We start from the raw sequence: 20,626 nt of genomic DNA, 5'->3' as shown, positions 1-20,626 counted from the left end.
TTTAAGGTAAAAGGCGAAGGGTAAAAACTGAAAGGTAAAGGATTCCGAAATTGAACATCCTAACTCCGAAACAGCGCAACCTTCTTAAGCGTATTTGAAAATAAACAGCTGTGAAAAACCGGAAAATTTTCGTTTATTTGCAACCCGGAAAAAAATAAATGACTTGGTAGCTCAGCCGGTAGAGCAACTGACTCTTAATCAGTGGGTCGAGAGTTCGATCCTCTCCCAGGTCACTTAAAAAGCCTTCTTAGAGTAATCAGAGAGGGTTTTTTAGTTTCAGTGAATTTGATAAGTGATGTAAGCCAACCGAAATGTTTGCACACTGTTTGCACAAGTTTGTACATCAGAACGACCACAACAAGTGGTTTTATGATAACATACAAAGTGGTTCTTGATGAAAGAAGAGCCAAAGCTGATGGTAAATATCCTATTATGTTTAGGATTACCTTTAATCGCAACACAAGCAATTATTCAACTGGTATTGCTGTAAATAAAGAGCATTGGAATGCCCACGCTTCATAAATGTGGATATTTTTTTAATGATCTATTACACCTAAGCTCTCACTTTCCTTTACCCTCTTTTGTTGCTTAGGAGAGCAAAGGAAAGCTATGCTTATGCCTGTCCATCGCATAGGCCTCTCACACACCAGGAAGATACGTATTGCGCAACTCTTAAGCTTTTCAAATCAGTCGCCAGATATTGTTACGTTTAATAAGTGCTATGCACCCATTAAACTCCACCGCAAGCCATTAACACCATACCTGCACTTTTTTATTTCAATTCCTATACACATATACCACCCACTTATAAAATGTGCAGGCATTAACCAACTATTGCGATCTGTCACCCAATTTGCCTTAAGCAAAATCATCGCTCCATGAAAGCTCTCTCTGGCCTTATCAATCCATTCGCTATGCTCACTCATTGTTAAGTCAGACGCTTTCCATAATTTTAGCTCACCTGCTTTCTCGCAAACCGCTTCAGTCTTGTCACAGCATTTGAGAAGCCAGTCACACAGCCTTTAAAAGTCAAATGCAGCGCCAAGTCTTTGTGAAGCATTCTGTGAAGCCGCTTTGCAGCTCTCCCTTCACAGACGGTTTGCTCTGTTCGCAGGCGGCTCGCAGAAAGCACCTTTCTAGTAATAGCTAAATAACATCGGCTGATTATATATTAAAGACTAAGGGGTGTGGCTCTGCTCTTGTTTAAAATATGTAGAAATCAGATTGTATGTTCCAAATTAATTACTACATTTATGATCTAACCTTATCAAAAGTGAGTTCAGGAATCAATAATTGCAGATATCCATCGCTGCGCAGTCAAGGCGCGATAAAATCCATTGATAATACAAATAGGTTACAGCAATCTATTGCGATTCCAGATAAGACAGCTATTGCAATTTACGATCATGGAACTTATGGGGCACTTTTATTTGATAGTCGATGGAAAGAAAGACGAAGCCTCATCTTAAATCGTGATGGACACCGATGTGTCATTTGTTCAAAATCAGAAAATCTTCAAGTACACCATCGTCAATATCATTTTGTATTATCCACAAATCAATTCAAACCACCTTGGGATTATCAAAATGAATTATTGATTACTCTTTGTAAGAGCTGCCATAATCGAGGGCATAGCAAATTTAAAGTACCAACCCTAACAATTTAAACTATGGGAATATTCAACTTTCTTAATAATAGAAATAGGGACAATGCCAATCAACCGCATTTGCCAGTTATTTCACAGTCAGAGCAATCCTCTATCGATATTCCAGAAAGTGTATTTATTCAAAACGGACACTCGACTATCTCGAAAAACGAATTAACATCATTGCAAGAGATAGATAATAATATTAACGTTTTGTTTAGCTTTTTGGATCGCAATCACGAGAGCAAAGGATATGACGATGCAATCGTGAATCCTGACGCAAACCATCTTGCGCAAAATCTTGAAGCATTGAAAAATGAACTAATACGGACGGTGAACAAGGTTAAGACTTTTTATGAAGATTTCATAAAGGAGATCAATTATCATATTGATAGCAGAAGCCGAAGTGGCATGGTAGACACAGTTGAAGAGTTAAAAATGAAACGAGAGATCGCAGAAAGTCATATCAAAAAGGTGTTGGAAATAGAAGTGGATGCTCACAATAATACCGGAGATAGTCAGGGTATATTAATAAGTTATACTCGAGGGTTTAGAAATGGGTTGGCAGCGATATCACATCATGCCGTATTAAAAAGGAAATTATAAAATGGAAAATTGGTGGCTTAAAGTTGGCTGTTTTCTGACAGGTTATAACTATAATATATTGGACGCGTCGAGTGAAATTTCCGCTAAGGCCGTTAAACGATATACATCTGCTTTATTGATTGTTTGCATTTTATGGTCATTCATTGGTTATGTCTTTACTCAGCGTTACCTTAAAGCAAATTTCTTCGGCTGTGCATTTGGTTCAATCATTCTTTGTGTGATAATTATCCAGATCGAGCGCCAAATTATATTAGCTGTTCATAAAAATTGGAAACTTTATGCATTCCGTGCTTTGATTGCGATAACAATGGCGATCATCGGCTCTGTAATTATCGATCAAATTATCTTTAAGGAGGATATTGAGCAAAAGCAAATATTCCTATTAGATGCAAAGGTTAATAGCGTTTTACCAGCCAAAGAAAAGGAGATACGATCTCAAGCAAACCAACTGGACTCAATCATTACAAAAAAAGAACAGGACAGGAAAATCATCGTTGACGATATATCCCTCCACCCAACAATTAAAACTGTAACATCACAAAGTAATGCGGTTCCTATACAGACAACGACTACTGATTCTTTAAAAGCGTTGACCACAAAGACCAGCTTAGTAAGAACTAATAGCTTTACAATTAGTTCAATTCAGAATCCCAAAATGGCATTATTAAATCCTTTGGATATACAAATTTCAGGATTGAGAAATCAAAAAGCCAGGAAAGATAGCGCCTTGATAGCGCTACGACCTAAGATAGAGAAAGAAATTAGTTCCAGAATTGGCTTTTTAGATGAATTACAGGTGATGTATAAGTTGATATCCGAATCGGGTGTCGCATTGGCGGTTTGGCTACTATGGTTTTTGTTTCTATTATGTATTGAATTATTTATAATGGTAAGTAAGATGGGAGAAGAACCCAATGACTATGACGCAACAATATTTCATCAAATGGATCTACAAAAGAAGAAATTAAATATACTTTCAATCGGTATGCAATCAAAATCAACATAAACCATTTTTAAACGGTGATAACAAAATCTGAGATTACTTCTCAAGAAGCGGATATATTAGCAAATGGTTCAACTATCAGTTGTTATGTTACAAAATTTTAAACCTATTTATATATTAAACTAACTAAACCATTTTTATGTCTACAACAATTCATCGTGGAAGATCAACAAACGGCATTGATATTCAATATTCCTTTGATGGAAAATATATCTATAAAGGACACTCATCAAGCGGTAGCGATATTTTATACTCATACGATGGAAAATATATTTATAAAGGAAGATCGACAAGCGGAAGTGATATCCTTTATACGTTTGATGGTAGCCACGTTTTTAGAGGACGGTCCATAAGTGGTAGTGACATCATTTATACGTTAGATGGAAAAGCCATTTTCAAGGGCCGGTCTACCGTCGGAAGTGATACTTTATACAATTTTGATGGTAAATGTTTGAATAAAGGTCGATCTACAAGTGGTAGCGATACGCTTTACACTATTCATGGCAATATTCCTCTATGTTTATTATCTATTCTATTGTAACCATGTTTGAGATGGCAAAAAGTATTGTGCCTTAGCACATTTACCAATATGCTTGGTAAAATTAATTTTACATTCAAACTAATAACGAAACAATTTACGCTTGCTAATTAGGTATTCAAACATACCCAATTAACAAAGGTCAATTGAACAACGCCTCAAATAATCGATTAAATGAAATTAAGAGAAATGGTCAATTTAAATAAAATATAATTTTTAATCGTGACTAACAGAACCAAGGCAACTTATGCAATAATAACCGCAATATTTATCTGTATTTTACTATATCTATTTTTGCCTAAAAATGATAAAACTTTCATTAATACTTTAGGTATTATTGGATGCATTTTATCACTCGTGGGATTGGTACTCGCTTATATTCAAATACTATCGATAAAGCAAATAGCAGAAGATACGAAAATGAAAATAACAGAGAACATCACATTAAATAACAATATCCTCATGCTGTCAGATCTCGCTCGAAAAGCTGAAATAGTAGGTGAAATCCAAGGTTATTTGAGGGATGATAAAATTGAAATGTGCATATTAAGAATGCGAGATTTAAAAGTAATTTTGAATACTATTAAAAACCAGGAGCGATATCGGTCTTTAGTTGCAAAAAAAGAATTTCGTACAATATTCGAAAACTTTAATCTCGACCTAACAAATTTTCAAACTCACAAATTCACCGCTAAGGGAAAAATAGATAAGGCGATAATTAGCACACATTTAGAAGACTTATCCACGCTTTTTTTAAGCGTAGAAGTACAATTAAAAAACCAGAACCATGATTCCTGAAAAATTAAAAAAGTTAATCGAGCTATTGACTCAAAAAACTAAAGATAAAAAGACCATATGGAACAAAGGAAGTGGAGAAAATCAGTTTAAACTATCTCTTTCCGAAGGTATCGCCTTAATGATAGTTGAATGGCCCGAGGACTACAGTAATCAGCTAAGCTATGGTTTAACTATATTTAATGAGGACGGGTACGCCATTGAAAAATATAGTACCGATCAATACACAGAAATGGCTGATTTTGAATTAATGAAGGATTTTTATAAATCTGTATCTGATGCATACTATAAGGTCGACGAGACGCTAGATTCCCTAATGGCTGCCTTAAGTAGTAAGGAGGTAATTGGAATATCTGAAGAAAGACCCCAAGAAAATGAATCAACAAGTAGCGACGATGACGATCTACCTTTCTAATAGTTATTTAATTAAATAATTATTAATAATCCAATCAAATAACTACTTTTTGTTCTTAACAGAGAGCTAACATTTGATTTTGCTATGATAAATGGCATTTATAACAAACATAAGATACACCTAAAACGCTAGGCTTAATCAGCCTGGCGTTTTTTATATCTATTAACGGATAAATAATTTCGATAGCGTTTAACTCTCTAATAACATTTATTACATATTATTAAAAAGTGAGACAATTAGATTTTACCTTCTATAAAGAGAATAAATAATGTTTTGTCTCACTTTTAAATGTAAAATCATGCTAACATCAAAGGAACAACAAACCATCAAAGAACTTAGGTTGAAAATTAAACTTAAATGGTTAGAGCAAATTATGAAGCAGTTCTTTACAGAGAGTTTAGAAGCTGTACTATTTAAAAATCAAAGTCAAATCGTTGAAATCAAATCAATCTTTACAATAGCTGATATTTGTAAAAAGTTTCAAGTTAGTAAAGCGACTATCCACAATTGGATCAACAGAGGAATTATCAAAGGAGCCAAGGTTGGAAAGAATAGATATTTTACAGATGATGAAATAAATAACATCTTAAAATATATCTCCTAAACAAAACAGTAAACGCCAGGCCTCAAATAGCTTGGCGTTTTGATTATCGTATAATATTTAAATGGCAACTGATCAGACTTCGACGTAACGATTACCATCGAAATAAACACTATTATTCATTAAATATTGATACCACCAAAGCTTCTTAAAAACCAATCGATGTTCTTTAAGGCGGTCTTTGTGAAATTGGTTCATCACAAAATCAACATCACGAAGCTCTTTATAAAATTCTTGATGGTGAGATTCTAAATAATTGCTAAACATATTATGCCTAGTCGACTTAGTAAAAGCCAATGATCGACTGCTTGATGGCGTTGGTAAAAAGAATAACTTTATAACCCTAACCTGACCGTTTAGGCTTATTCTATATTTCACTGCATTATCTTGTCGATGAAATTCCTCATATTGAATATTAGAGTTACTTAACAAACTATCAAACCATCCCCCTGGGGTTTTGCCTTTTGTCCCTTGTGCTGTAAAGTAGATACAACTTATGTTGGTAGCTAACTTTAACCATTCTAACATATCTGCATTTAGGGAAAATTGTTCAATCACATTCTGTTGGGCTGAACGATTAAACAAAGCACTATCATTAGGGGAGTAAGGACCGGATGCGCTATTATCGAAACGATTTGTGCGAAATATTATATCTGTAAGTAAGATGTTTTTATCCTCTATTAAATCGATTGCCCATTTTTTTCGCTGAATTGGTGTTAATTGTTTATCATCGACACCAAATACCTCTGCGAGAGAACTCCAAAACCGATTAGTTGGACTACCATAAAAGAATGGCATGCTCTCATCTTGAATTAAGTGCCTTTGTTCATTGAAAGGATATACGGTTTCAGTAATGTTATAAACAGGGAAACTCCCTATAATCATTTTAGTGTACTTTTCCCAGGGAACATTTCCATTATGATGTTCAAGAAAGTACTTTAAAAATGGGTGTTGTTCAATTTCATTTAACGGCATCGATAAGGATTTAAGGACTTAAAGATAGCATTTATAAAATATCGATAGTAAATGATAATAAGCCATAATAGGTTTATAAAGTCATTATCTTCAGCTATTTGAACTTTAAGCTTATTTTAAATAATGAATTTACCCCAAATCAGCGATCCCTCTTATAAATTTGATCTATTAATTAATGATAAATATTAAATGCAATTCTACACACAAAGTTAGCTGATACATCAGCACATAGTTGTTTCACTTCAAGGTAGTATCACAAAAATGGGTATTCCATTATTATGGAAGCCTTCCGCATTTTTTTAGCTCTCCACCTTGCCTTAGTGCTTCTGTTCAGCAGTTCGTTCGTTCGAGAATTCACTCGACATTAAAACTTACCGTTATGACAGAGATTAAACACCTGCTAACTGCATTTGAACGATTTGCTTATGGACAAGCCTTGCACACTGCTTTTTCTGAACTACTTGATTGGACACTGTTACCTTTTAAGAAATGGGATAATGCAGAATTGCAAAACAACGCACTTGAAACTTACCAATCTCACCCCAAAGTTGACCAACTGGTAAAGCTCATTACCATAATTGGCGACCTCTCAGAAGGCTTCAACGATCCACTTGGTGAACTTTATATGCAAGCAATTTCAAATGGGCACAATGGCCAATACTTCACACCAACACCAATATGCGATATGATGGCAACTATGAACATTGGTGATAACTCCCAGCCAGGACAAACAGTTTGTGATCCAACTTGTGGCTCTGGAAGAATGTTATTAGCTGCTGCAAAGATCAACCGACACATGCTATTGTATGGTGCAGACCTTGATATTACTTGTTGTAAGATGTCGCTTGTTAATATGCTGCTTAACTCATTACAAGGTGAAATTGCTCACATGAATACCCTAAGCAACGACTTTTATCGGGGTTTCAAAACTGGAACTGTACTTATTGGAACGCATCATTACCCGTTCTATACAGAATTTACCGAAGCAGAGCAAAGTCACATCTGGTTACATGATTTAAAAGGTATTGAAGTTAAATCAAAGTTCGATAAACCATTCGAACTGGTTAGAGTATCACAGCCAATGAACGGATTACAGGGTAGCTTATTTTAATTTGAATATTCAGGGATTTAATCCAAAACCTTTTAATACCTTAGACTTAAAACCAACCTTATGACAAATAAACAGATTCAACTATCGAAAAAGTTAATCATCTCAAATGAAGATGAAGCTAAAGCCTACAACATAGAACAGTGGTACGGCGAGTATTTTAAAGAAATTAATTATCAATTAGAGTTTCTCGGTAAACCACCTGGTAGTGCAGTTACAAACCAAACAAGAATAGCGATAAACAAGGAGGTAGAAAGCTTATATGCACCAAGGATTGCATCCAAACTTTCTCAGAACAATCCATTTGTAGATTTAAATGATCACGAATTAGAGTTGGAGAGTATATTGACGATATCAAAAACATATGATCGTGGCGTAAATAATGGAGTATTATATCTTTACCTTGTAACTAAAACTTTAGAACTTTTGGATACCATAGGGAATTTCTTAATTATTAAAAATCCTGTTGAAGAAGGGCGACTTCTTTCGGTTCAATTGGACACCTACACAACTATTTATTCTATCAAATGATAATAGTAAACGCTAGGCTCAACCAGCCTGGCGTTTTACATTGTTCCTATTTGCCTTATGTTTGCAGTTATGAGTGAACTAACACAACGCGAAATACTAATAAAAGAGGAACAAGCAATTCAGGAAATAATTGAAGAGCACTTGCATGAACTTGATATTCTCAATGCCAATCTCCAAGATGTGTATAAGCTAATAGCTGACTTCGATGCTGGCTTAAATCAAAATCCATGGGACACATACAAGATCTTATATAATATTGACCAAGATAACGTGTAGGGATCACAATCAATTAAATTTGCCCACGCTGTTATTAAAAGGTCACTGATTCCAAACGACTGCAAATGTATTCCTTATTAAGGGGAGCTCAGGGTATCTCGTTTTAACCAAGCTTTATTATCTTTGCCTTACTTAAACTTAAACATATCATGATTTCAAATCTAAAGGGCAAAATCTGCCGTAACCTAAGCTCAAACGTACTGTCTAAAGTCTTAACCTTAACAATCGTTTTAACGACATATTCATTGCTTGCTAATGCGCAAGTTGACACCGTATATGCCAATAACACTAAAATCGCTTGCACAATTAAAGAAGTAACTCCAGATGCGGTTAAGTATACCTTTCCAGGAGAAGATGTGCTAAACTCAGTTTACAAAAACACTATCCAAAAGATAATCTTTAAAAGTGGCCGCGTCCAAACTTTTGCAGAAACCACTTCATATAAAACAGTTAGTGACGTAACGGACTATGATAAAGTTGCTATCACTTCTGTAGAAAGCGAAGTTAAAGGTCTATATAAATTGGGAGATGTGAGTTCAAAGGCTAAAGGAACTACTGTCTTCTCTAGCCAAGAAAGAGTAAAGGATAGAGCCTACCATAAAATGAAATTGCAAGCTGCGATGGTAGGAGCTAACATTGTTTATCTAACGAATCAACGTACCGAAGGAAACAAGTACGGAGGCTATTTCCAAAGTGGTTCTACAGCTGAAACAAATTTAACAGGAGTTGCTTATTCCAATATGTTGCCTGATTACGACAAATTCAAGCAACTAATAGGTAGTAAAACTGATTTCACGGCAATTAAAAAGTATGAATTAGGGGCAAGTGATACGGACGTATCTGTAGATGCTATCGACAAGGCTTTTACTATATCAAATGTCACTGCTGACAATGGGATTGTTTTAATAACTGCTAAATTAAAAGGTGAAAACGACAACAATAATTTCCAATTGGCGAGTTTGACCGAAAATACTTTTAGCGTTGCTTATAAACATAAAGGAACTGCATACAACATCGTTATATCTTTAAAGTAATGTTGTAAAGTCTTCTCAACGCCAGGCTAAATCAGCCTGACGTTTGGTTTGACAGATCAAATCATTTTGAAATAGATATTAATGCAATGATTGATAAACATACCGAGCAAGAGGCAAGACGGATGCTGCCAGAACCTGCTAGTTACGACAATTCTTATATTGATATCCATGTACCCCGAAAGAATGGCATGTATGAAGTGGTAACATTCGTTAAGTCAGAAAAAGATGGTCAAACCATATGGATGGTATTGCCCTATGCGAGATAAGAACAATATTGTACTTCATGGACGTAAATAGAATGGCCTAATTAATTATAGATGCTCAGATTCTGATAAGCGTAATAAATAGCTAAATTGGTATTTCAATGGCCCTACATACCGCAAATAAATATAAGTCTTCTTACGTGTTTCTTGTGCGTTTGATATTCATTGATATTATCGGTTGTATTTTTCTTCCTGTTGGCTGGCTTTACTTTTTATTAGGCTTTAATGCGTTATATTTATTATTGTACAAGTGGATATATATGGTCATCGCAGTTGATGTAAAACCAAGTCAAATAACCTACACTGAAGTCAATGCTTATGGCAAACAGAAGAAAAATGTATTGTTGAACATAACGGAGTTAGATGTTACCTATAAACTCAAGTCAGTTCATAAACAAGAAGAAGGGTATGTATTGACACTTTATGATGAAACATTCAGAACATTTGTTCTATTTCCAAATCGCAATGGGTGGACTGAAGATATTATTGGTAACCTCGCAAATGATCTGAGAGATGAAGGCGTAAGGGTTAACAGTAGTAATGATTGGCGCATTTCTTAAAGGCTAGGTAGACAAGTATTACCCCAGTTTTACCTTTTAAAGAATGTATTCTAAAGGCTAACTTTACCATATTAATTAAATATTATCATGGGACACAAAAATGTTTGCTTAAGTTGCAGGGTGGCTTTTAACATGAGAGCAGAGGAGGTAAAAAAAGCCAACTGCCCAAATTGTAATGAACCTATGACTTATATGTCTTACAACTTTAGGCCACCTAGAAAATCTGATATAGGAAAATGGGGCGTGGTAAAGTTCTATGTCGACAATGGTTTTATATATAACCATGTTTACGAACCTATTCCTGATCACCCCAGAGGAGCAACAAGGGTTGTAAAGTATCCTGAAAACCTAAGAGAAGCAAAGGAGTTCGTCGAGCAGCATAAGAAATGATATGTTTACACACCCTTCTCTTTAAACTTCAGGTTAAAGCTCAAGTAAGTTAAATATGCAACGAAACTCACAGCTAATATGTCGTATATACCTTTACTTTCAAAACGGTTAATTGAGTGGCTGTAAAGTTACAAATCCAAGTATCAGTAGAAATAATACTACGATGAAGAACCCTCTGATTATATAAACAACTACGTTTCTCATAGCATTCGATTATTGTTTAACCAATTTAAGCTTATAAAACCAAATCTCTGCTACAATTACCAAGCAATAAGAAATAGCCCAGGGAATGATGGCTGGTCGGCGTTCGATGTCATAACTATGATACATTATCACGAATGGAATCAATGTTAGTATAATACCTGTTATGCTAAGCCAAATCTTACTTGTTGAAATAGATAAATTCATGCGATTCAAAACATAGAGTGAACCTAATAGCAACAAGCAGCTCGGTATAGATAGAATTAATCCGTAAAGGATTGAAAACAAGATGAAAGCAATTTCGCTTGGAATGCTCTCAAAGTAACCAGAATTTATAATTACTTCTATTAGGATATAAAGTATAGGACTAACAACCACGCTTGTCAACCAAACCTTTAAACAGTAATTAAAAACGTGATAGTTCATGGTAAGTGATAAGTAAAGCTAATATACACCAGTCGGTAGTTACGGTGAGACATGACCAGCAAGTCCTATAAAATATAAAGACAGCATAAAGGTAAGTACAACAGCAGTCCACGACTTCAGTGAGGGTTTACTGAAGAATAACAACACAATGATTATCGCAGTCACTACTCCTATTCCTCCTTTTAGATATGAGTGATTGAAGAGCATGATTCCCCCTCCACCTAATAAAAAGATGCAAATCACTATGCAAATAATTCTATAAGCAGCAGTATTAATTTTAGTAAGGTTCATAGCATCAAACAGGTTTAAGTACAGCTAATATACAACAGTTGACTATTACAAGCTAAGTATGTGCAGACCCAATTTCTTATTTTTTGAAAGATATGCTTCTGTAAGAGGAGTTACAAGAATTGAGAATATTTAGGAAAGGCAGTATGTATTTATAAGTTGTAGCAGGGTCATTTCAATGTTAAAAATCATAATTCTTTACAGCAGCACTTTGCTATATTTACAAATACCGTTATCTACAAGTTGATGCAGTTGCCTTATACTATAAAACAAACATTCTTCAAAGTAATGTCAGGTCAAATTCCCCTAATAGAGTTTGAACAATGGGTTTATTCTACCGAGGGATTGGAAAACACTTTATCTGAAGAGGCTTATTTCAATCTTATTTCATTCGATTATAAAAAGAATGGCGCTAAGTATGAGTTGTTTGAATCGCTAAAACAAACCATCGATTTACGAGAGTATGAAACATTTAAGCTTAAACAATTGCTTGGTGAAGCAAGACTTAGAGATTTGAAACTTCCAGGCATTCTGGAAGAGTTTTATGATTTGTATTGCTGCGGTTATCAGTTTCTTAGCAATTTGGGAATTGGCTTTGGTTTAGAAATGAATTGTTTACCAAGTTCCTATATGGTTGATCATTGGAGTGCGCTTAACCAGGTAGATTTAAAATATTAGTTAACAGTATTTCACCTGCTTTAGAAGACGAGCTAAACCGAGTTGAGAATTGGATAGACGAAGGCACGATTATACTTACAGGAGAGCAAGATGAACTTCGACACTATGGTTTTATCGATAACAGAAGCGAGGCAGAGAAAACAGCTTTTTCAATGTTTCCGATCTTTAATGAGCAGCCAAAGAAGTAACGGTTACGTTATCTGTATATAGGAAATTTATAAATAACATTCTGTCTGACTTATTAAAAGGTAACACAGCCCGGGTAACTTGTCTAATATCTATAGAAACAGATAATACAAATCACTTGCCCAAGAATACAACAGGTTTACCTTTTAAGGCAATAAGGTTGAAAGACACTTTTACCATTTCCCAAAACATCATTTTATTCAATCTCATAAATCTACTACACTTTAGTTGACATGGGGGTATTATACCCCTTTTTAATAAAAAAGTGTCGTAGCCTATATCGGCTCTACAATTACTCTCCAATTCAACCATCTACCCCTATAAAGCAAAAATCTTAAGACTCTTGAATTCCTGCAAGATAGCGTCATTGCTCATTTTATTTCTAAAGAAACAAGATAAAAACAATGATTAATAACAATAGGCTACTTATTTACCTACTCTAACATTTCACTTACTTCCCCACGAAAACAAACTTTAAGTTATTGCTTATCAGCGCAATATGTTCAAATTATGTGTAGCAAATTTTATTTATTTAAAAATATTATTTTTTAATTTTAATAGAACTTAACATAATCTTATCATGAAACGATTAATAATAACCACAATTAATGTCTTTTCTGCCCTCTTAGTTGGAGGACAAACCATTAGCATTGTTGCTAATCAAGATATCCCACTAAAAGAATCAACATCTTTTAATGTACCGAAGCCAAATAATAAAGGAGAGGTAAATCTTTTATTTAAAATTAACAATATTCCGAAAGGGGAAGAAGTCACTCTTGATGTAAGTGACGTAAGCGAGGCTGGTAAGGAATCAGCAACATTAAATACTGATTATAAATATATCAATGGCACATTACCATTTAGTAAAACATTTACATATAATTCGCCCAATTTTTTTTCAGTTGATATGCAAGTATTAACTGATAGGAAAAGGGACGCTGTAATATCTATCGTAAGCAATGGAAAAGAAAAGAAAACGTTCAAATTAAAGTTAAAATTTAACACAGGGGAGGATCTAACTTCAAGCTCACCTAAATTAAATATACCTGATACTGGGCGATGGGATGTAAGAATAATTACAGGAGGTAACTTTGATTTCTTTAATGGCCCCAAAATCAAAGACTTTGCTGGAGAAATCAATGTGTCGATTCCAAGTATATTTGCGATTAAAAAAATGAAAGAGCATCCATTTGGAATTCAGTTTAGCATATTTAAATATCACTATTATCAAGCTGACTCAAGTAGTTTTTTAAACAATTCAGATAATTACTACCTCAATCCTAAAGATGCTTATAGTAGCCCAGATAGTGCAAAAGTGGTCCATAGATCCTTTTCCATCAACAGAAAAGTAGATTACAGCATATGGGGCGCTTTTATTGAGCCAGTAATGAAAATTGCAGAAAACGATTTTGCTCAGTTTTATGTAAGTGCACACCTAGAGGCATTGATTACCACCATAACATATAGTCCAACCATTAAATATCTAGCATATGATACGATTAATTATAATCGAAAAGTGCCGACTAAAATTGTAATAAATTCTATATTACCACACCCTGCTGTACCATATACTTATCGGCAAAGCACCTTTTATGATTTTTATTATGGTATAGGATTACCGCTAAAAATTAATTACAAAAACAAACTAATGTTTAACATTACTCAGACATTAGGTGCTGCAACAATTCAAACAAGCACTCCTGCTGACCCATTTGATTATGTGCAAAGATATGGCAATGGTCAAAGATCGGAACAAAAGGGATTCTACTTGGCAAAGTATCAAATAATCACTACAGTTGCACCAGTTGATATTGCTTTTGGAGGAGAGTATCGAACAGTATTCGGAAATATGCATTATTTCACAAATTATATTGGAGCATCAATTACACTGGATAAATTAAAAAGATAAATAAGGGAAACCATCAAACTTTTTGCGATAGACGGTTATCAATCAAAATCCAATTCTTACAAGAAACTGGTATAAAGGAGTAAAGAATGAATTAATGGATAAAGTTAAACTTATAGTTACGTGTGCTAAGGTACAAGTGTTGGCAACATTCATTTAAAAGGAAACTTTTTAAAGTGACCATGTAGAATCATATACAACCAATCCGTAATCACAACACCAAAACAGATTTAACAATTAAGCTTCAAATGATTTATAAAGTCAATCGCAAATCAAATAACAGTTACCTTTTAAGGCAAACAGATGAACATAGCATTTAAACCATCATCAACCACTTTCCTTTTTCCTTTTTTTATAACAATCTTACTATTATAGAGGTACTTACAAAAACTCTCAAAAAATAGGAAAGTATCACTTACAAGTCTTACCTTTTAATAAATGAGAGTAAAAAGTCATCTAAACTCATCAAACAACAATTTCTTGCATTTCTTGGATTTGCTACACTTGATATTAAGGGTGTTAAGAACCCTTTTTTTTGAAAAAGTGTAGCAGTTAATGCAGTTTTAATTTAGGATTTAAAATTAGGGCAAATGATTTTTCTGGTTACATTTACTTAAATCTTATTCACATATTCAATGAAGAACGCTGCCAGATTTGCGACAATTGCCTTGCTTTTTATTTCAAATGCTATCCATGCGCAAAAACTATATGTTTGGTGCCCAAAAGAACAATTAATTACCCCAAGAAAGAATTTTCTTGAACATGATACATTAGACCTCGTAATTTTTGATGGAAGATTGCTGACGAAAAATTCTAAAATAGAATGTACTTCAGAAAACACTGTTAACCAATTGGCTGAATTTATCAAAGCAACATATCCTTCTGCTGTAGTTAATTTATTGCCATCAAGCAACTATTATAAAGACCCAATAAAAAATCATATTACAGTCAAAGTCGGAATTGCAGCTTATCATGCAGCTTTTGGAGCTGATGTTAAGGTGGGCATTGGAAGCGTTGGTGGTAGCTTTTCTTATGGTGTTATTCCCGAAGGCAAATGGAATGCACTTACTGCTTACGCTTTAAAGGTTTATGATTATAGAGGGAACAAGGAGGATAAGCATACGAAAGATATAAGTAAGATAGCATCTAAGCCGAACATGTTGGGGTATTCATCTGCTAAAAGTTGTCTTAATACTACTTATATGGAGGCAAATCAGGAGATGCTATTTTTCATTGACGAGGCACTCATGAAATAATTCTTAAAGAAGGAAGAGTGAGATAATAATTATTCAGCAAAGTTAAGTGGGAGTCTGGAATACAAGGCAAGGAATTTCCGGCATAAACACAACCCTACTCACTACCCTACATTTATTCCGTTCCTCCTTGCATTTAATTCAGCCTTGCACTTGTTGGGGCACCATAATTATTTATTCACTTAACAATCAAGATTATGGAAATGCAAAACATGCTTCAATGTGCAGAAATTCAGTTGACCTACAGGCCAGTCATTAAGGCTCAACGCAGACCCAAAATTGAAACGGGTAGACAAGCTTACGAGTTATTCTTATCGTCCTGGGATAAAGGTAATATCGAGTTTATAGAACAATTTAAATTGATGCTACTAAGCAGGTCCAATAAGGTACTTGGAATTTATACAGTGAGTACGGGTGGAATGGCAGGGTGCTTTGTAGATGTAAAGTTGGTTTTCGCATCAGCGTTATTAAGTTGTGCTCATCATGTAATTTTAGCACATAACCACCCATCAGGTAACTTGCAGCCAAGCGAGTTAGATTTGAGTATGACAAGAAGAATAAAAGAGGCTGGAAGGGTCCTGGACATTCAGGTTTTAGATCATATCATCGTAACATCAGATGGTTACTATTCATTTGCAGATGAAGGTATCTTATAAAAGCAAATCATTATATTAGCAATTTAGTTCATTAATTTATTAACAAGGTCGTTCGTTTGCACATAGTTTGCACAAATAACTGTTAAGGCGTTCAAAGTTGGCTTTAAGTATCTGAAAAGGCAGAAAATGCCCCTATCTCTTAATCAGTGGGTCGAGAGTTCGATCCTCTCCCAGGTCACCTTTAATTGTTAGCCTTTAGTAGTTTCTGTTAAGGGCTTTTTTGTGCTTTACGATATCAAAAAAGTGTATTTTAGTCCATGGGGTAATGATACTCAGATAAATCGAATCAGTTTCTTCAACACCAGCAACCTTTTTCATATGTATGAGGTAAACATGACTCATTTTATGACGCACTTCTGATCTTAAGTATTTAAATGCTGTACTGTGAATAACGCTCTATAACCGAACACATAGCTGTTCGTATTCGAACGATTATTCTTTTTTAATATTCACAAATACTTGATTAACATAATTTTATAAAACTGGCACGCATCTTAATACTGCTTAAGCAAGCTTTGCTTGCTTATTAATGCTATTAACTCACTGGTATGATAAAAAATTATTTCAAAATTGCACTAAGGCAATTGGGTAAACAAAAAATGTATGCACTTATTAAGATAGGTGGATTCGCATTAAGCATTGCCGCCTGCCTCCTAATAAGCTTATATATACGTAATGAAATGAGTTTTGATAAAAGCTATCCTAATACCAACAGAATTTTTAGGATAGTGGCTGGGTTTAGAGGTGACGATTCATACTGGCAAGGTACAGATGTGCCAGCTCCAACAGCAACTACATTAAAGGCCTTATATCCACAAGTAGAAGCCACTGGCCGGATAATGGACAAATCACTTTTTTGGGGAGCGGGCAGTGTTGAGTTAAAACGGGCAGGCGCTATTGAAAATACACATGAAGAGGGTTTTGCATATGCAGACCAATCGTTATTGGATATATTAGAGCTACCCATGGTTTACGGTGACAGGAGAACGGCACTTAGCGAGCCCTTTACCATGGTAATATCAAAAAGTAAAGCTGATAAATACTACCCTAATCAAAATCCAGTAGGTAAGGTGATGTATATCAATAATGATAAAACCAAGCCTTACCGGATAGGCGCCGTTATGCATGATTTCCCTGCAACATCTCACCTTAAGTATAGTTTTTTTTTAACACTTACGGCTCACCAACTTTCAGATGGCGAGCAAACAAGATGGACTGCCAGCAATTATCGCACTTATGTTTTGTTGAAGCCGGGTGCAGATGCAGTTGCATTTGAGAAAAGCATGAAGCGAACTATCGTTTCCAACATAGCAGAATCGTTAGCAAAAAGTGGTGATAAAATGGCTGGTGAATTAAGAAATAAACTCTCTTTCACGCTGCAGAATATTTCAGATATAAACCTAAAATCTTACGACATACAAGATGAGATATCGCATGGGGATATCCGTTTTATATGGCTTTTTAGTGCGTTGGCTGCCTTTATATTGATTATAGCCTGTTTTAATTTTATAAATTTATCCACTGCTAAATCTGCTAACCGGGCCAAAGAAGTTGGTTTACGCAAAGTGGTAGGATCGTTACGCAGTGGGCTTATTGTTCAGTTTTTAATAGAATCACTGTTGTATAGTTCCTTATCGTTTATGTCAGGCCTTGTTTTAGCGGCGCTGTTACTTCCCTATTTTAATATACTTACCTCTAAATCGTTGGTAATGCCATGGCAAGAGTGGTGGCTGTTCCCAATAATTATAGTGGCAGCATTTATAACCGGTGTTGCAGCAGGTATATATCCCGCGTTTTATTTATCAGGCTTTAAACCGGTTGATGTATTAAAAGGCCGGTTAAGTGCGGGTAGTAAAAGTTCGGCCTTACGGAATGGGCTGGTTGTTTTTCAATTTACTATCTCTATTATTCTGATCATCGGCACTATTGTTATATACAGCCAGATGGAATATATCCTGAATAAAAAAGTCGGCTTTGACAAAGATCAGGTTGTAATGATACAGGGAACGAACACGCTTGACAACAAGGTAACCGATTTTAAAAACGAATTGCAAAAAATATCTGCTGTAGGCAGTGTATCTGTAAGCGATTATTTACCTGTTGATGGTACCAAACGCAGTGGTAGGAGGTTTTGGAACGAGGGTAAGGCCCAGGAAGACGTGGGAACTACCAGCCAGATGTGGCAGATTGATAAAGATTACTTAAAAACGCTGGGGATGCAGTTAGTTGCCGGTCGTAATTTCGCTCCAGAAACCCATGCAGACTCACATGCAGTTATTATCAACCAAACATTGGCTAATAACCTTAACCTTAAAAATGCTATAGGAAAAAGGATAACCAACGACGGAGAAGTATTTACGGTTATTGGAGTAGTGCATGATTTTAACTACGAATCATTACGTCAGGGCATTCATGAATTAGCAATGCACCTTGGCCAGAGCTCGTCAATAGTATCTGTTAAGATAAAAGGCCACGATGTGAAAAACACCCTGGCACAAATCACTGCCGTTTGGAAAGAATTTTCACCGGGACAACCTATCCGTTACACCTTTATGGACGAAACCTTTGCCAGCATGTATGCTGATGTACAGCGCATGAGGGACATATTAACTACGTTTGCAGTACTGGCCGTTGTAATAGCCTGTCTTGGCTTGTTTGCACTGGCGGCCTTTATGGCTGAACAGCGCAGTAAAGAGGTAGGCATACGTAAAGTATTGGGCGCAAGTATTGGCAACATCACCGCACTGCTGTCTTTCGATTTTGTTAAGCTCGTAGTAGTATCCATTGTAATAGCTACGCCAATCGCCTGGTGGGCAATGGCAAAATGGCTGCAGGATTTCACATACCGTATTGATATAAGCTGGTGGATGGTTGCAATGGCAGCAGGCATATCAATTTTTATAGCTATGCTAACCGTTAGCTACCAAAGTATAAAGGCGGCGCTAACAAACCCCATTAAAAGTTTAAAAGCTGAATAACCTGACAATCACAAGTACCTCGCTCATTTAGTTAATCATTACATCTGATTTAGGGAAGCGAGAGCCATCAAATCTACCATAAAAAAGTTCGAAAACTGTGTACTAAGGGTCACTTAAGGAGACAACATGTATATGTTGCCTCCTTTTTTATACAATAAAATACTGATAAACAAGCATTTACAATAAGGCTTTTTGTAGTTCGATTTTAGCAAAGAAATTCCTGAACCGTTAAGAGATAACGGTTTAAAAAGTGTGTCAGGAATGCTATTAACCTATTTTTTTGTAGTTCGATTTCTTGTTAAGGTTTACTGCGCCTAAATTGCTATCATATTGATAAGTCTTTGCGACCAAATAAAGAAAGTTCAATATGACTACAGCTTCATCATCATCAACCAGAATGCCACGTTTTGCCAAAAGCAAGACTGCTCGCTTAACGGATATCTTCTTATCAATGAAACTCATTTTTTAATGGATTTACCAACTCTTTTTATTACTAATATTTTGATAACGCATTGTCTATTTTTATAGAAACTTCGCGTTTTTTTAAGTCTATGCAGGTTGGCGCAATTAAACTAATGATCTGCTTTTTATCAGCGGTTTCCAAGTCTTCAAAACCACGAAAAACATCTATCATCGGCCTATTGGCCAGGTTTAATTGTCCATCAATGCGCTTAATTTCATATTAATGGTATACAGTTCCTTTTCCAGAGTGCAGGAAATGGCTTGTTGCTCGCTTTTTCTTGATTATTGCGATTAGTTTCTTCCATTCTGGTCTGTTAAAGTTCTTCGCCGAAAAATCTTCACGATAGATGCCTTTAACTTCTATATCATTATGCTCACAATATTTTAATAGCGATCCTCTTGTTCAGGTAAGGAGTAACCTTTTCTTTTTTGTTCGTCTGTACTAACACGGACATATAAATAAGCTGGTTTCATATCGGCAGTGCATAAATCTTATGATAAGTTCGGCATTTTTTCCAAAACAGAAGCAGAAAGCTACGTTGTTGTATCAACAGGTTTCGCCTAACCTCGATGAAGATGCTTTACGAAGAAATAATAAAGATTAATGGAGGCAACTAGATATTCGGAGTCATTGACCACCCCGTTGGATATTCCAGGAGTCCTGACCAATCGTCCCGGGCGAATTTGAGTATCGATTTCTGAGGGAATTATCCTGAAGATTACTTATTAAACAGCTTCTCTTTTGTGAATTAATACATTTAGTCATATTGTTAATAACTTTTTGTAAAACAATCGTTTGCGCCATTTTTTTGAAACGGGTGTACCAATAATATAGTTATTTATTTTAGCTTA

Annotated in this window: 22 protein-coding genes and 1 tRNA gene; 20 read left to right on the top strand and 3 right to left on the bottom strand. The window is 35.2% G+C overall.

From position 1 onward, the window contains the following. The first annotated feature begins 160 nt into the window (after positions 1-160). The 9 genes from M2273_RS11515 (at position 161) to M2273_RS11475 (ending at position 5,606) form a co-directional block, all read left to right on the top strand. Positions 161-233, top strand: a tRNA-Lys gene (locus tag M2273_RS11515). Positions 234-369: 136 nt separating this feature from the next. Then, entirely contained in the window at positions 370-522 is a 153-nt protein-coding gene (locus M2273_RS11510; protein WP_429396867.1) for an Arm DNA-binding domain-containing protein, read from the top strand. Between the two features lie 706 nt (positions 523-1,228). Further along, positions 1,229-1,666 (top strand): HNH endonuclease, encoded by a 438-nt coding sequence (locus M2273_RS11505; protein ID WP_429396866.1) that lies wholly within the window; start codon positions 1,229-1,231, stop codon positions 1,664-1,666. A gap of 3 nt (positions 1,667-1,669) precedes the next feature. Continuing rightward, positions 1,670-2,251 (top strand): hypothetical protein, encoded by a 582-nt coding sequence (locus tag M2273_RS11500; RefSeq protein WP_429396864.1) that lies wholly within the window; start codon positions 1,670-1,672, stop codon positions 2,249-2,251. Between the two features lies 1 nt (position 2,252). Beyond that, entirely contained in the window at positions 2,253-3,257 is a 1,005-nt protein-coding gene (locus tag M2273_RS11495; protein ID WP_429396862.1) for a DUF4407 domain-containing protein, read from the top strand. A gap of 136 nt (positions 3,258-3,393) precedes the next feature. Then, complete coding sequence (locus M2273_RS11490; RefSeq protein ID WP_429396860.1) at positions 3,394-3,795, top strand: hypothetical protein; 402 nt, start codon at positions 3,394-3,396, stop codon at positions 3,793-3,795. A gap of 219 nt (positions 3,796-4,014) precedes the next feature. After that, a complete protein-coding gene (locus tag M2273_RS11485) occupies positions 4,015-4,590 on the top strand; it encodes a hypothetical protein (protein WP_429396858.1) in 576 nt (191 codons plus the stop codon). Continuing rightward, positions 4,580-5,002 (top strand): hypothetical protein, encoded by a 423-nt coding sequence (locus M2273_RS11480; RefSeq protein WP_429396856.1) that lies wholly within the window; start codon positions 4,580-4,582, stop codon positions 5,000-5,002. Before M2273_RS11485 ends, M2273_RS11480 begins: the two co-directional genes overlap by 11 nt. A gap of 298 nt (positions 5,003-5,300) precedes the next feature. After that, a complete protein-coding gene (locus M2273_RS11475) occupies positions 5,301-5,606 on the top strand; it encodes a helix-turn-helix domain-containing protein (RefSeq protein WP_429396854.1) in 306 nt (101 codons plus the stop codon). A 72-nt stretch (positions 5,607-5,678) separates the two neighbouring features. Here the strand turns inward: M2273_RS11475 and M2273_RS11470 are convergent, their stop codons facing one another. Then, the gene (locus M2273_RS11470) at positions 5,679-6,578 is read right to left on the bottom strand and encodes a hypothetical protein (protein WP_429396852.1); all 900 of its coding nucleotides are present in this window, start codon (positions 6,576-6,578) and stop codon (positions 5,679-5,681) included. A gap of 379 nt (positions 6,579-6,957) precedes the next feature. Between M2273_RS11470 and M2273_RS11465 the strand changes: the two genes are divergently transcribed. The 10 genes from M2273_RS11465 (at position 6,958) to M2273_RS11420 (ending at position 16,334) form a co-directional block, all read left to right on the top strand. After that, positions 6,958-7,689, top strand: a complete 732-nt coding sequence (locus M2273_RS11465) for an N-6 DNA methylase (RefSeq protein WP_429396851.1) — start codon at positions 6,958-6,960, stop codon at positions 7,687-7,689. 60 nt (positions 7,690-7,749) lie between these two features. Beyond that, entirely contained in the window at positions 7,750-8,217 is a 468-nt protein-coding gene (locus M2273_RS11460; RefSeq protein ID WP_429396850.1) for a hypothetical protein, read from the top strand. Between the two features lie 69 nt (positions 8,218-8,286). After that, positions 8,287-8,493 (top strand): hypothetical protein, encoded by a 207-nt coding sequence (locus tag M2273_RS11455; protein ID WP_429396848.1) that lies wholly within the window; start codon positions 8,287-8,289, stop codon positions 8,491-8,493. A gap of 149 nt (positions 8,494-8,642) precedes the next feature. Further along, positions 8,643-9,527 (top strand): hypothetical protein, encoded by an 885-nt coding sequence (locus tag M2273_RS11450; protein ID WP_429396846.1) that lies wholly within the window; start codon positions 8,643-8,645, stop codon positions 9,525-9,527. A 364-nt stretch (positions 9,528-9,891) separates the two neighbouring features. Continuing rightward, positions 9,892-10,350 carry a hypothetical protein gene (locus M2273_RS11445; RefSeq protein ID WP_429396845.1) on the top strand — a complete coding sequence of 153 codons (459 nt, stop codon included), beginning with the start codon at positions 9,892-9,894 and terminating at the stop codon, positions 10,348-10,350. Between the two features lie 132 nt (positions 10,351-10,482). Beyond that, positions 10,483-10,740 (top strand): hypothetical protein, encoded by a 258-nt coding sequence (locus M2273_RS11440; RefSeq protein ID WP_429396843.1) that lies wholly within the window; start codon positions 10,483-10,485, stop codon positions 10,738-10,740. 1,161 nt (positions 10,741-11,901) lie between these two features. Further along, positions 11,902-12,333, top strand: a complete 432-nt coding sequence (locus M2273_RS11435; RefSeq protein ID WP_429396841.1) for a hypothetical protein — start codon at positions 11,902-11,904, stop codon at positions 12,331-12,333. A gap of 766 nt (positions 12,334-13,099) precedes the next feature. Continuing rightward, a complete protein-coding gene (locus tag M2273_RS11430) occupies positions 13,100-14,428 on the top strand; it encodes a hypothetical protein (protein ID WP_429396840.1) in 1,329 nt (442 codons plus the stop codon). A gap of 632 nt (positions 14,429-15,060) precedes the next feature. Further along, on the top strand, positions 15,061-15,681 hold the full coding sequence (locus M2273_RS11425; protein ID WP_429396838.1) for a hypothetical protein: 621 nt from the start codon (positions 15,061-15,063) through the stop codon (positions 15,679-15,681). A 194-nt stretch (positions 15,682-15,875) separates the two neighbouring features. Then, positions 15,876-16,334, top strand: coding sequence for a JAB domain-containing protein (locus M2273_RS11420; protein ID WP_429396837.1), 459 nt, complete (start codon positions 15,876-15,878; stop codon positions 16,332-16,334). Positions 16,335-16,529: 195 nt separating this feature from the next. On the opposite strand, the gene M2273_RS11415 is transcribed toward M2273_RS11420, so the two are convergent. Then, positions 16,530-16,652: a hypothetical protein gene (locus M2273_RS11415; protein WP_429396835.1), complete on the bottom strand. Its 123-nt coding sequence runs from the start codon at positions 16,650-16,652 to the stop codon at positions 16,530-16,532. Between the two features lie 230 nt (positions 16,653-16,882). On the opposite strand from M2273_RS11415, the gene M2273_RS11410 reads away from it, so the two are divergent. Beyond that, positions 16,883-19,312 (top strand): ABC transporter permease, encoded by a 2,430-nt coding sequence (locus tag M2273_RS11410; RefSeq protein ID WP_429396833.1) that lies wholly within the window; start codon positions 16,883-16,885, stop codon positions 19,310-19,312. Positions 19,313-19,579: 267 nt separating this feature from the next. On the opposite strand, the gene M2273_RS11405 is transcribed toward M2273_RS11410, so the two are convergent. Next, on the bottom strand, positions 19,580-19,774 hold the full coding sequence (locus M2273_RS11405; RefSeq protein WP_429396831.1) for a hypothetical protein: 195 nt from the start codon (positions 19,772-19,774) through the stop codon (positions 19,580-19,582). Between the last annotated feature and the right edge of the window lie 852 nt (positions 19,775-20,626).

Source organism: Mucilaginibacter lappiensis (assembly GCF_050433765.1).
In the GTDB taxonomy this organism is placed as follows: domain Bacteria; phylum Bacteroidota; class Bacteroidia; order Sphingobacteriales; family Sphingobacteriaceae; genus Mucilaginibacter; species Mucilaginibacter lappiensis_A.
Note: the sequence above shows the minus strand (reverse complement) of the source record. Positions and strands in the feature narration are given on the sequence as shown.